Origin of the sequence: Maribacter sp. 4G9 (assembly GCF_002742265.1) — a bacterium.
Taxonomy (GTDB): domain Bacteria; phylum Bacteroidota; class Bacteroidia; order Flavobacteriales; family Flavobacteriaceae; genus Maribacter.
The window spans coordinates 1-13,009 of sequence record NZ_MDGL01000035.1; the positions used below are offsets into that span (position 1 = coordinate 1).

Consider the following 13,009-nt stretch of genomic DNA (forward strand, 5'->3'; position numbering starts at 1 on the left):
CGATGCGGTGATGAAATCCGTATATTTGGCAACAAGGGAGGCCACCAAGAAGTGGTCCATGCCCATCAGGAACTGGGGCATAATTTTAAACCAGTTCCTTACAATCTATGAAAAAAGGGTCAGACTTTAGATAAAAGTCCAACCCTCGTTATTTTTAACTTACACACTTGGTGGGATAGTGTCGATGTTTCTTTTTAAGTAAGTCCGGACGTTCAAAAAAATACTCTGAAGCAACCGCAAAGAATTCAGCTTGATTAGTGCCACCATATTTTCTGATATCAGAGTGGTTATCATTTATCGCTTCCATTTCTTTATGGATTAAGTTTAACCAAGGTATGGCATATTGATGTTCCAATAGCCGTTCTGGCACACCGTCTGTTCTATCGTCCAACTTATCTATAAGATGTACGAATTCGTGTATGCCAGTATTACTTTTATCGGTTGTATTTATAAAGCCGTGGTATAATGCTTTTTTGGAAAGTATCATTTGCTTCTCGAACCTTCCATTACCAACTATTCCACCAATATTCCGTGAGTTATCCTTACTGCTAAATTGCATATCCTCATTAAAATTATCTGGATATAACAGGATTCCGCTTAAATTGGTGTAGTGCCATTCTTTGAAGCCAAAAACAGGGATTACTGCACTTGCTGCAATTAAAATCTTGTCCAATTCTTCTAGTTCAAACTGCACAGCATCGATATAGACCTCACTTAAAAATTGCATCATTTTTTGCTGAAAAATAAGCTGCCTATCTTTTGAAAGGTTTCTATAAAACAGCACATTATCCATCAGTAATTTGTGCCAATCCTCTGGAAATGGCTTTACACTATGGCGTTTTGCTTTTCTATAAAAATGAACAGCAAAGAGAACAATAACAACTGAAATTAAAATGTAAGCCATATTAAAAAAACGTATTAGTCTACAGGTTCCGCCTTAAATCCTACTTTTTGCAAAGTCGATTTTACGTCTTCTTCGGTTGCACCATCGCTTTCAATGGTTAGGATTTTATCAGGATTAGAGGTATCTACTTCCCAACTTTCTACACCTTCTTGTTTGTTTAAAAAAGGGGTTACTTTTGATACACACCCACCACAATTGATATTTGTTTTAAATTTTAAAGTTTTCATAGTATTAAATTTATTAATTATTAAAGTTTTACTCGTTTAAGTCTTAAGCTGTTTGCTACTACAGATACACTACTAAATGCCATTGCTGCGCCTGCAATCATCGGGTCCAATAAAAACCCGTTTAGGGGGTACAAAACTCCTGCCGCAATTGGAATACCAATGATGTTGTAAATGAATGCCCAGAAAAGGTTCTGACGTATGCCCAACACGGTTCTTTTTGATAGTTCCAATGCTTTTGGGATGGATTGTAAATCTGATGTTATCAAAGTCATTTTTGCTACATCCATTGCTATATCCGAACCTTTACCCATTGCAATACTAACATTGGCTTGCGCCAATGCGTGCGAATCGTTGATACCATCGCCCACCATTGCTACTATCTTCCCATCCGCCTGTAATTTTTCGACAAAAGCCGCTTTGTCCGAAGGCATTACTTCGCCTTGGTAATTTGTTATTCCTACCTGATTTGCAACAGCTGATGCGGTTTTATTGTTATCTCCCGTGAGCATATAGACCTCGATGCCCCTTTCTTGAAGCATAGCTATAGCTTTTTTTGAAGTTTCTTTAATCTTGTCTGCAATGGCCAGTATCGCGAGCACTTGATTTTCGTTACCAAAGAATATGACTGTTTTTGCTTTTTCTTCGAGACTTTCTGCTGTTTGCATTAAAGTAGCGTCGATTTGAATATCCTTTTCGACCATTAGTTTATGGCTGCCTACATAATATTTTGTACCATTCTCTGATTGCGCCTTTACGCCTTTGCCTGTAATGCTTTCGAAGGAAGTAATTTCTGCTTGTTCAATATTTTCTTCTTTCAAATGATTGACGACCGCTTCTGCCAAAGGATGTTCTGATTGTGCTTCGATAGCCAAAAGAATTTCCTTGTTTTCCTTTTGATTTTGAAGTTTATCCTTCCAGAGTATATCGGTTACCAGTGGTTTTCCTTCTGTAATCGTACCTGTTTTATCAAGGATTACCGCATTCACTTTATGGCCGAGTTCTAAACTTTCGGCATCCTTTATCAGAATATTATTTTCGGCTCCCTTGCCGATACCTACCATTATGGCGGTAGGTGTTGCCAAACCCAAGGCACAGGGGCAAGCGATAACCAACACTGCTACAGAGGTCAATAGGGCTTGTGAAAAGGCGTTATCGCCTCCTACCAGCATCCAGACGATGAAGGTGACAATGGAAATACCCAATACCACCGGAACAAAAATACCTGCAATCTTATCGACCAGTTTTTGAACGGGTGCCTTACTCCCTTGCGCTTGCTGAACCATTTTAATGATTTGGGAAAGCAGGGTTTCCCCGCCCACTTTTTCAGCGGTAAACTGAAAGCTTCCTTTTTGATTAACGGTGCCAGCGAACACCTTTTCCCCTTGGGATTTCTGAACTGGAACGGGTTCTCCCGTAATCATACTTTCATCTACATACGAGCTTCCCTTGGAAACTTCGCCATCCACGGGAATCTTTTCTCCGGGACGTACCAAAATGGTCTGACCAACCTGTACGGATGAGATAGGGATTTCCCTCTCTTCCCCATTCTCAATAATTTTAAGGGTTTTAGGCTGAAGCCCCATTAGTTTTTTAATGGCTGAAGATGTATTTGATTTTGCCTTTTCTTCCAATAGTTTCCCCAAGGAAATAAAGGTGATAATCACAGTTGCCGCTTCGTAATATACGTGAGGCTCGATGCCACGACTTAACCAAAATTCAGGAAAAAAGGTATTGAAAACACTAAAGAGGAAGGCAATTCCGGTACTCAACGCCACCAAGGTATCCATATTGGCTTTACCGTGTTTGGCCTGCTTTAATGCATTGATGAAAAAGCTACGCCCAAACCAAAAAAGAATTGGAAAGGCCAATACCAATGAAATCCATTTGCCTGGTTCCCATTGCATATAGAACATTCCCAACACAAAAATGGGTAGCGTAAGTATAGCCGACCAAATGGTACGGCTTTTTATGTCCTGATAATACTTTTGCTGAAGTTCTTGCTGTACTTCCGAAGGGTCTTCGGCATCAATTATAATATCGTAACCGACCTCACGAAGCGCGTTTTGAAGTTGAGTAGTGCTCAACCCCTCATCATACTCTACCAGAACAGAGCTACTCGCGAAATTGACACTTGCATCAAACACACCTTCTGTGTGTTTTAATACAGATTCGACACTTGCTGCACAAGAGGCGCAAGTCATGCCCGTAACAGGAAATGATTCCTTTATTCCTTTTTTAGTATTCCTTTCTTTAGTTTCAAATATGTTGATTGTCTCCATAAATCCATTCTTATTTGTATGTTACAAATTTCAGGATTAAAAGACTTTAATGTGTTATGTTATATGCTGAATGATTTGTAGAATTTACTCTTCACGAATTATTACTACCAATTGGAATAGTTTATGTCTCTTATAATCATAATGGGGACGTGTCTATCGGTCTTTAGTATTTGTAATCAAATACCCTTTTGATTGGATGACCTTTTTTATCTCATCGATATTCGTTTTAGTGGTATCAAATTCTATAATTGAAGTCCCTTCTTCAAAAGACGTAGATACATTTGTAACCCCGTCAATTTTATTTACAGAATGATTGATATTTTCTTCACAACCAGAGCATACCATCCCTTCAATATTCAACTTTACAGTTTGAATATGTGTATTGTTTGTTGCAACAATTCCTTTTGTGGCCATTGGGTGAAATATTTGCGGATAATAAGAAACCAATGTCATTACAACAACAAACACTGTAACCAACCACAAATAGAATTTTGATTTAAAAAATGATGGTTTAGCAGTATCACAGCTGCCACAATCAACCTTCTTCTTTTTATAAACTTGATAAAAAGCAAAGCCCAATGACAAAAAGGCAATTCCTAACAAATAAGGTTTTAGGACAATGAGCCAAGAGAAATAGACAGAACTCCCACTAATACCAACTACACTTGTAAGTAGTAAAGGACCCCAGCAGCATAGTTTAAGGGAAACTGCTGAAAATACAGCAGTACCCATAGATGCTTTTTTGTTCAATTTGGTAAGTGCCATACCTAACAACTTCCTATTCCAGCATTTACCAAATCATCTTTTGTGATTTCGATTTTGGTGCAGCAATTCAGTAGTTTTCCGTTAACAGCAATGGCAGGAACTCTTGTAACCCCATATTCCTTCATTTTTGAAACACATATTTTACTTTCGCATTGCTCAGACAGATTATGAAGTGTGATTTCGCAGTCCTTTCCTGCTGTCTCTTTTACTAATTGCACCACAGGCTCGCATACTGGGCAACCTGCTGTAAAAATCTCGATTTGTCGTTTCATCTTATTTAAGTTTAAATTAATAATGGAACAAAGATGAGAACGTGAGGTAGGGGGTCACCAAAATTTTTTAACCTTTTTTTTCGTTGTAGTTTTTTAATCTGGTTTCAATAGTTTGGATTTCTTTTAAGCGATTGGTCAAATCGGATAATTCCAAATTGGGGAATTCACTTTTTAAATATTCAATTTTATCTTCATTGCCACAATTTCCTGGGCAAGAGTCCACGGCCTTTACAATTCCAATAGCAAGTGCTTTTCGATAGACTTCATCCAGCAGTAAGTAATGTGCTTTTTGAATCCCCTTATCAATGGATCTGAACTGTATGTTTATTTGTTCGGGGTCCTTTCCTTCATCAAGCATTTTAACAATGCCGTTTATTTGACCACTCAAAGTTTTTAATCTGGATTTAATATCCAAGATTAAATCAGTAGGTAATTTGTACTGTTCTCCTTTCATAACTCAAACTTAACTCGCGCAGCAACTTAATTTGGAAACATCTTTCCCAAAGGTAATCGCTGCCAGTTTAACAGATTCTCCTAAAGTTAAATATGGATAAAAGCTTTCTGCTAAATCTTTTACAGTGATTCCAAATTTAATAGCCATACTTAATTGTTGGATGAGTTCTCCACCTTCTGGCGCAACTACTCTTGCGCCAATGAGTTTATCGGTTTCAGTGTTACGTATCAGTTTTATAAACCCTCTGGTATCTTGAGCTGCCAAGGCTCTTGGAACGTGAACTAAATCCAGTTTACTGACCTCAAAAGGGATTCCCTTTTTTTCTGCTTCTATTTCATCTATCCCTGCTCCCGCAATTTGAGGGTCCGTAAAAACCACCCAAGGCAATGAAGCGTAATCCATACTCTGTTTTGATAAAGAAAATGCATTGTTTACCGCAGAATTCCCTTCAGTTGCCGCTGTATATACAAATACTGGTGTAATGGTAACATCTTTGGTTTTCTTTTTAAATATATTTTTCAACTGTTTGAAATTTTATAGTTCACTGAAAATGAAGAAACTAAAAATTTCTACACATTACTCACGTAATGCTATTTGAAGCAATCTATGTTCGTGAATCTTCGATTTCAGTAATTCGCATAAAAAATTTAATCATGTCGTTCCGATAACTATCGGGAGGTATGCAATGATGAAATTTGTTTATGCTCATTTCATAAGTTTTGTTTTTAAAGTACTTTACTTTTAATTACCATTAATTTTTCTCTTGTCATTTCGCGCATGGAATATTGGATTCCTCCCATTCCAATTCCAGAGGTATCTCTTCCACCAAAAGGCATCCAATCTACCCTAAAAGCGGTATGGTCATTTACCATTACTGCCGTTGCGTTTAACTTCTTTACACAATCCAACGCTACATCTAAATTTTTAGTAAAAACAGCTGCTTGAAAATGAACGTCTAAACTATTGGCAATTTCAATGGCTTTTTCTCTTTCAGAATATGAATATATACAAACAACAGGGCCAAATATTTCTAAAGTAGAAACTTTTGCATTTGCTGGTGGATTTAATAAAACCGTTGGCTGGTAACATGTATCAGAAATTCGTTTTCCTCCTGTTAGTAATTTTGCGCCTCCTTCTACAGCCTCATCCACCCATTGTTCTACGCGATCTACTTCTCGAGGTAAAATAAGTGGGCCTACTTCTGTTTTTTCATCCATTTGATTACCTACAACTAGTTTATTTGCCATTGCTGCCAATTGATCAGCAACATCATCGCAAATGCTTTCATGAACAAAAACTCTTTGTACCGAAACACACACCTGTCCTGCATGATAAAAACCACCTTTTAATAAAGAAGGAAGCATTTTAGTGAAATCTGCATCTTTTTCAACAATAACTGCAGCTGATCCTCCATGTTCTAATGCACATCGTGTACCTGGAGATAGTTTAGATTTTAAATACCAACCTACTTTAGATGAGCCTATAAACGAAAAATAATTAACTCTGCTATCAGTAACCAATTGTTCAGCAGCTTCGTTTTCGCAAATAATTGCTTGACACCAACCCTCTGGTAAGCCTGCTTCTTTTAAAATGTCAACTAATGCCAAACATGATAAAGGTGTTGTTAGCGCAGGTTTAACAATTACTGGACAACCAGCAGCAACAGCTGTAATCACTTGGTGTACAATTAAATTTAATGGATGATTAAATGCACTTATAGAACTTACTACACCGATGGGTTCACGAGTAGTAAATCCTAATCGGTTTTCTGATGCTTTGGTTAATCCCATCGGGATTTGCTCGCCTTTTAATTGCCCAATATGCTCTGTTGCTATTTTAACACCGTTTATAGCACGCAAAACTTCAACTTTAGAATCGATATAAGGTTTGCCGCCTTCTTGCGCTGCTGTAAGTGTTAACTCTTCAATTTGAGAATTCATTATGGCAGTTGTTCGCTCTAAAATGGCTATGCGTTCATGGGCTGATATCCATTTGGATTGATTTTGAAATAAGTCATGAGCGATAGTCAGTGCTTTTTCGACTTCTTTTTCTCCAACCAATGGTAGCTCTTTGATTAAACTTTGGTCGTAGGGTGATTTTACTTGTAACATATAATTGCTTGTTTTGAAAACGAAGTGCCTGTATTCCGGATTTGGCAGCCTACGCTTATAGTTTGCATGTTTTTTCTTTTAATAGAACATTGAGTATGGGATGGTTAAGCGAGTAATCAACAGCCAAATCTATAACGTGAACGCCATCCATTTTTAAACATTTTGATAATATGTCTTTAAAGTTTTCATCACTTGTTGGTCTGTGTCCTTTGGCTCCATAACTTTCTGCATATTTTACAAAATCAGGATTGTTATAATCCAAACCAAAATTATCAAAACCCATGCCTTCTTGTTTCCATTTTATCATTCCATAAGCACTATCATTTAAAATGACAACAATCATATTTAAACTTAACCTAACTGCTGTTTCTAATTCTTGAGAATTCATCATAAATCCACCATCACCACTAACTGAAATTACTTTTTTAGTTGGGTTAATCAATTTAGCACATATTGCAGATGCTAATCCTGCTCCCATTGTTGCTAATGCGTTATCTAATAACAAAGTATTTGATTGATAACATTTGTAATTTCTTGCAAACCAAATTTTATACATACCATTATCTAAAGTTACAATGGCATCATCTGGTAATTCTTCTCTAACAATGTGTACTAACCGCTGCGGTAAAATTGGAAAACGATTATCTTGTGAATATTTGGTTAAATGAGCTTCTACCTCTTTTTTAATTCTTGAGTAATATGATAAGTCCCAATTACTTTTGTTTTCAATATGTTTTGCAATATGAATAATTGAAGTAGAAATATCTCCAATAACATTTAACTGTGGAAAATAAACCTCATCTATTTGTGCTGGAAAAAAGTTAATGTGGATGACTTTTGTTCCGTCTTCTTCCATAAAAAATGGTGGTTTTTCAATTACATCATGACCAACATTAATAATTAAATCGGCTTTACCAATAGCACAGTGAATAAAATCGTGAGAAGAAAGAGCAGCAGTACCTAAAAAATTAGGATGACGTTCATCAACAACACCTTTTCCCATTTGTGTATTAAAAAACGGAATTCCAGTTTTATTAATAAACGTAGCTAAAGCTTTACTTGTCCTTTTTCGGTTTGCTCCCGCACCAATCAATACTAATGGCATTTTTGCTTCTTCAATCATTTTCACTGCCTCTTGAATAGCCATTTCATCTGCATCTGGTCTTCTATGTCCAACAACCTCAAATATTCTTTCCTCACATTCTTCTGCTGCAATATCTTCTGGCAATTCTAAATGAACTGCTCCGGGCCTTTCTTCCATAGCCAATCTAAAAGATTCTCTAACCATAGCCGGAATGTTATTTCCATTTACAATTTGGCGCGTATATTTTGTGATGGGATTCATCAATTCGACAATATCTACAATTTGAAAACGACCTTGTTTTGATTTTTTAATGGGTTTTTGACCAGTAATCATCATCATTGGCATTGCTCCTAATTGTGCATAAGCTGCAGGTGTGGTAAAGTTAGTTGCTCCCGGTCCGAGGGTTGATAGACAAACACCTGGTTTTCCTGTTAATCGTCCATATGTAGCAGCCATGAAACCCGCTCCTTGTTCATGACGCTTTAGAATTAGCTTAATTTTTGAGTCTTTTATAGAATCTAAAAAATCAAGATTCTCTTCTCCTGGAATTCCGAAAATGTATTCAACACCTTCGTTTTCTAATGCTTTAATAAATAAATCGGATGCTTTCAAATTTTTTGTTATTCCAATAAATAAAATAAGAATGTGCGTTTTATTTCACCATATTCTAATGGCTATGCCTGTATTTGTGCCATGAGCAAATATAAGAAACTTAGTCATGTTATATATAAATACGATTATCATATAGTTTGGGCTCCGAAAGATAGATTACGCATATTGAAAGGGGAGATAAAATCTCAAGAAGGTGTGACTTTTACCTATTTAAGCATTTTATAATATATATTGTTTTGTTGGGACTGAAAAATAAATATGTTAATTTTAAAAGTGTATGTGATTTTTCTATAGATAAACCTAAGAAGTTGACAATTATTACTATAATAATCAACTCGCACAACAACTCAATTTAGACACATCCTTCCCAAAGGTAATCGCTGCCAGTTTAACAGCTTCACCTAATGTTAAATAGGGATAAAAACTTTCGGCTAAATCTTTTACTGTAATACCAAACTTAATGGCCATACTCAATTGTTGTATCAGTTCTCCACCTTCTTGTGCGACTACCCTTGCACCAATGAGTTTATCGGTTTCTGTGTTACGTATCAGTTTTATAAACCCTCTGGTATCTTGAGCTGCCAATGCTCTTGGAACGTGAATTAAATCCAGTTTACTGACCTCAAAAGGGATTCCCTTTTTTTCTGCTTCTATTTCATCTATACCTGCTCCTGCGATTTGAGGGTCTGTAAATACTACCCAAGGTAATGATGAATAATCAATACTTGTTTTTGTTGATGAAAACGCATTGTTCACTGCTGTACTACCTTCGGTTGCTGCTGTATAAACAAATGCCGGTGTAATGGTGACATCTCCTGCTGCATAAATATTGGAAATATTGGTTTCCATTTTTTCATTTACAATAATATGGCCGCTTACTGTTAACTTTAGGCCGATATTCTCAAGCCCTAATTTAGAGGTGTTAGGCTTCGTCCCTGTAGCCACCACAATATGTCCTTTTTCAACAATTTGAGTTGTGGAACCATCAGGACAATTACAATGAATAATTGTATCGTTACCTTTCTTTTCAAATTTAAACGCTCTAAAGTTTGGAAGGATTTCAATCCCTTCACTTTTCATTTGTTCTACCAAAACATCTGTAATATCTTTTGTTTGACTGCGTAATGGCCTGTCGGTAAATTCAATGATACGTACTTTTACACCCAATCTGTTGTAAGCCATCGCAATTTCCAAACCAATATAACCAGCTCCCATAATGGTCAAACTTTCAGGTTTTTCCTCTAAATCGAACAAGGTCACATTGGTTAAATAACCAACCTCATTCAGTCCTTCAATATTTGGAATATTGGTAGTTGCTCCTGTGGCAATTATCATGTTTGCTGCAGTATAAGTATCTTTTCCATCTACAATAATAGAATTGGTATCTACAAATTCAGCCCATCCTTTTAACATGGTTAAATTTTCAAAATCGCTTACCACATCCAGATATTTTTGTTGTTGCAACGAAGCCACGAGGACTTTTTTATCTTTTATGATTTGTGCAAAATCAATGTCTACACCTTTAAGTTTTATGCCTTTAAAATTGGAATGTGTAGCATGATATACTGTTTCGGCAGCTCTAATTAGGTTTTTAGAAGGCACACAACCTACGTTTACACAGGTACCGCCAAAATCCAGTCCATCATTTACCATAAGTGTGGTAAGCCCTAAACCTTCCGCTTTTATGGCTGCAGAAAATGCCGCCGAACCACCACCAATAATGATTAGATCGAATTGATTTTTGTTCTTGGAATCTGCAGTATCCGAATTTACAGCGGGTACCTCTTCGTCATCAACATTATTTACAACCGAATAATCACCAACGTTGTTGACGGCATTTATGACATTTGCCTTACTTATCTTATCAGCATCAAAAGTAAATTCGCCTTTTCCGGTTTCGTGGTTTACTTTGGAACTTAAAACACCTTCAGTTGCGTTCATATCCTTTTCGATATGCGTTGCACAACCTTCACAGGTCATACCCTCAATTTCCAATGTAATGGTTTCTCTATTTTGAGGCATTTTGATTTTCATTTTAGCTGTATTTTTCATTGAAATCGGTACTGTTTACTTATTAAAAATTAGACCTTCCCTTTAATTACTTCGGCCTTAAACCCTTTCTTTTCTATGATAAGTTTTAGGGCTTTGATACTTGTTTTTGAACCATCAAACTCAATAACAGCAATATCTCCAGGGTATTCAACCGAATGTTCCAAAACACCATCTACTTCCTTTAATGCATTATAAATAGCATTGGAACAACCAGCACAAGTAATGCCTGTAATTTTAAATTTCACCGTGGTTGCATTGTGTTTCTTTGAAGCTACTTCCACAACTTGATTTGTAACCTCCTTGCTTTGTGATTTGGCCTGAAAAGAAAACAGCATTAAAGCCAAAATAGGCACTATTGATAGTTTTTTCATAATGGGTAATTTTGCGTTTATTTATCTTTTATAACTTTGTATCCTGTTGAATTAATTGCCTTTTCAATAGCTGTTTTAGAGGTTTTAGACTTATCAAACTCTACGATGGCATTTCCCTTTTCATACGAAGGGGTTACATTTATAATACCGTCCAATTCATTTACAGCGTGTTTTATGCTTTCTTCACAGCCAGCACAAGTCATTCCTTGAACATTAAAGTTTACAGTTTGAATATTTGATTGGTTTACAATGACCACTTCTTTTTTATTATCCGGATAAAAAATGGATGAATAATATGGAAATGCCAGCATTATAATTGCAAATGCTGTTACTATTCCCAAAAAGGTTTTTGACTGTATAAATTTTGATTTTCCTTCCTTACCGGCAGGCAGGTCGTCCGTATCGCATTCACAATCGATTTCCTTATGGGGTTTTAGTTTTTGATACCAAGCAAAGCCGAGCACTAAAATTGTTAGCCCGATTAGATAAGGTCTAAAAGGCTCAAGCCAAGAAAATGTTGAGGCAATTCCACTTGTTCCCGCGATTAAAGCCAAAACGGGTGTAATACAACATAAAGAGGCTGTAATTGCAGTTAACAAACCTGCACCAATTAATTTGTTCTCACGTTTCATATCGTTTCTAAAACTTTGTTTTTATCGAGTATTTCAAAAAACGGATTTAATAATGTTGAATATTCAGGGGTTAGTGAGTAAAAAATGGTCTGAGCATCTCTTTCGGTTTCCAATAAATTTCTGTCCTTCATTTTTCTCAAATGTTGAGAGACGGCAGAAATATTCATTCCGAGAATGTCGCTTAAGTCGCAAACGCAAAGTCGTTTCTCCTCAAAGAGTAAGTAAAGTATCTTAAGTCTTACACTGTTTCCAACCAATGAAAGTCCATTTGCTAAATAATCAAATGTTTCGTTTAATTCTGAAACTGTTTCTTTACAACGGTTTATCTGTTTAATATCCGCTTGCTGTCTTATACAAGAATTATTTTCCATAAGTCAAAATTACAATAATTTCTTATTTAAGCAAATACTTAAATATAAAAATAAAATGAAAAATAAATTTTAGTCATTATGTTCCTTTTGTTTTGATTTGTGTTTTTGTAAAAACTTAAAGTGCCAAAATGTGTATCTGTTTTTTTAGCTTGCAGGTAAAGGTATTAGTGGCTTAACAGTTAATTGTCTTTTAAAACTACAAAACAGAAAATTCTGTACGGTGTTGGATGGTGTTAAGTGGTCCTCTGTTACACATTGAATTTTGTCAAATCCTTTTTTTAATTCCGACGTTAACCCCTCTTCATTGTATTGTATTATTTCAAGTCCGCTACATTTTTTTGGTCCGTTTTGTGAAAAGGTTCCTATTATTAAATAACCACTTACAAATTTTGTCGCTATCTTAATATATTTTTTAATCTGATCATCTGTTGTAAGAAAATGAAAAGTTGCTCTGTCGTGCCAGACATCATAAGACGAATGAGGTTCAAATTCAGTAATGTCGCTCACAATCCAATTTACTTTACTCGCCTTTTCTCCCAGTCTTTTTTTAGCTTTTGCAATTGCTTTTTCTGAAATATCAAGTACAGTAATATTATTATACCCTTCCTTGAGTAAATAGTCAACAAGTTTACTGTCGCCACCACCAATGTCTATAATTCTTGCATCCTTATTTAGTTTGAACGAATGTATAAACTCCAGCGAAGTTTTTGGTATTTCTTGTGTCCAACTTACTTGGTCTGGATTTTTAGTTTCGTAAACTGTTTCCCAATGTTTCTTTCTGTCTAATTTCATTTTGATATCTCAATTCAGTTTATTGGTAACTCGTTATATAATCCATTGATTTAAAAAATTCCACTAAATATTAGTAAAAACAT

13 protein-coding genes and 2 pseudogenes are annotated in these 13,009 nt (G+C 35.9%); 1 reads left to right on the forward strand and 14 read right to left on the reverse strand.

The features are described 5' to 3' along the window. A pseudogene (locus tag BFP75_RS22265) lies at positions 1-130 on the forward strand (IS256 family transposase); the annotation flags it as partial. A 24-nt stretch (positions 131-154) separates the two neighbouring features. On the opposite strand, the gene BFP75_RS04050 reads toward BFP75_RS22265, so the two are convergent. The 14 genes and pseudogenes from BFP75_RS04050 to BFP75_RS04115 form a co-directional block, all read right to left on the reverse strand. Next, positions 155-904, reverse strand: coding sequence for a zinc-dependent peptidase (locus BFP75_RS04050; RefSeq protein ID WP_099543524.1), 750 nt, complete (start codon positions 902-904; stop codon positions 155-157). Positions 905-918: 14 nt separating this feature from the next. After that, positions 919-1,131, reverse strand: a complete 213-nt coding sequence (locus BFP75_RS04055) for a heavy-metal-associated domain-containing protein (protein ID WP_009778930.1) — start codon at positions 1,129-1,131, stop codon at positions 919-921. Between the two features lie 20 nt (positions 1,132-1,151). Continuing rightward, entirely contained in the window at positions 1,152-3,410 is a 2,259-nt protein-coding gene (locus BFP75_RS04060; RefSeq protein ID WP_099543526.1) for a heavy metal translocating P-type ATPase, read from the reverse strand. A 153-nt stretch (positions 3,411-3,563) separates the two neighbouring features. Beyond that, entirely contained in the window at positions 3,564-4,175 is a 612-nt protein-coding gene (gene merTP / locus BFP75_RS04065; RefSeq protein ID WP_099543529.1) for a mercuric transport protein MerTP, read from the reverse strand. Positions 4,176-4,177: 2 nt separating this feature from the next. Then, a complete protein-coding gene (locus BFP75_RS04070) occupies positions 4,178-4,447 on the reverse strand; it encodes a thioredoxin family protein (RefSeq protein WP_099543532.1) in 270 nt (89 codons plus the stop codon). Positions 4,448-4,514: 67 nt separating this feature from the next. Continuing rightward, positions 4,515-4,901, reverse strand: a complete 387-nt coding sequence (locus tag BFP75_RS04075; protein ID WP_008992792.1) for a metal-sensing transcriptional repressor — start codon at positions 4,899-4,901, stop codon at positions 4,515-4,517. 9 nt (positions 4,902-4,910) lie between these two features. Further along, positions 4,911-5,393: pseudogene (locus BFP75_RS04080) on the reverse strand (mercury(II) reductase); the annotation flags it as partial. Positions 5,394-5,626: 233 nt separating this feature from the next. Then, the gene (locus BFP75_RS04085) at positions 5,627-7,012 is read right to left on the reverse strand and encodes an aldehyde dehydrogenase family protein (protein ID WP_099543534.1); all 1,386 of its coding nucleotides are present in this window, start codon (positions 7,010-7,012) and stop codon (positions 5,627-5,629) included. Between the two features lie 55 nt (positions 7,013-7,067). Continuing rightward, a complete protein-coding gene (locus BFP75_RS04090; protein WP_099543536.1) occupies positions 7,068-8,708 on the reverse strand; it encodes an acetolactate synthase large subunit in 1,641 nt (546 codons plus the stop codon). Positions 8,709-9,038: 330 nt separating this feature from the next. Then, a complete protein-coding gene (gene merA, locus BFP75_RS04095) occupies positions 9,039-10,760 on the reverse strand; it encodes a mercury(II) reductase (protein WP_206073481.1) in 1,722 nt (573 codons plus the stop codon). Between the two features lie 29 nt (positions 10,761-10,789). Continuing rightward, entirely contained in the window at positions 10,790-11,131 is a 342-nt protein-coding gene (locus BFP75_RS04100) for a heavy-metal-associated domain-containing protein (RefSeq protein ID WP_099543538.1), read from the reverse strand. Between the two features lie 17 nt (positions 11,132-11,148). Further along, the gene (gene merTP / locus BFP75_RS04105) at positions 11,149-11,763 is read right to left on the reverse strand and encodes a mercuric transport protein MerTP (RefSeq protein WP_099543541.1); all 615 of its coding nucleotides are present in this window, start codon (positions 11,761-11,763) and stop codon (positions 11,149-11,151) included. Next, positions 11,760-12,134: an ArsR/SmtB family transcription factor gene (locus BFP75_RS04110; RefSeq protein WP_099543543.1), complete on the reverse strand. Its 375-nt coding sequence runs from the start codon at positions 12,132-12,134 to the stop codon at positions 11,760-11,762. The genes merTP (BFP75_RS04105) and BFP75_RS04110 overlap by 4 nt, the downstream gene beginning before the upstream one ends. Before the next feature lie 144 nt (positions 12,135-12,278). Beyond that, positions 12,279-12,926: a class I SAM-dependent methyltransferase gene (locus BFP75_RS04115; RefSeq protein ID WP_099543545.1), complete on the reverse strand. Its 648-nt coding sequence runs from the start codon at positions 12,924-12,926 to the stop codon at positions 12,279-12,281. Positions 12,927-13,009: the final 83 nt, after the last annotated feature.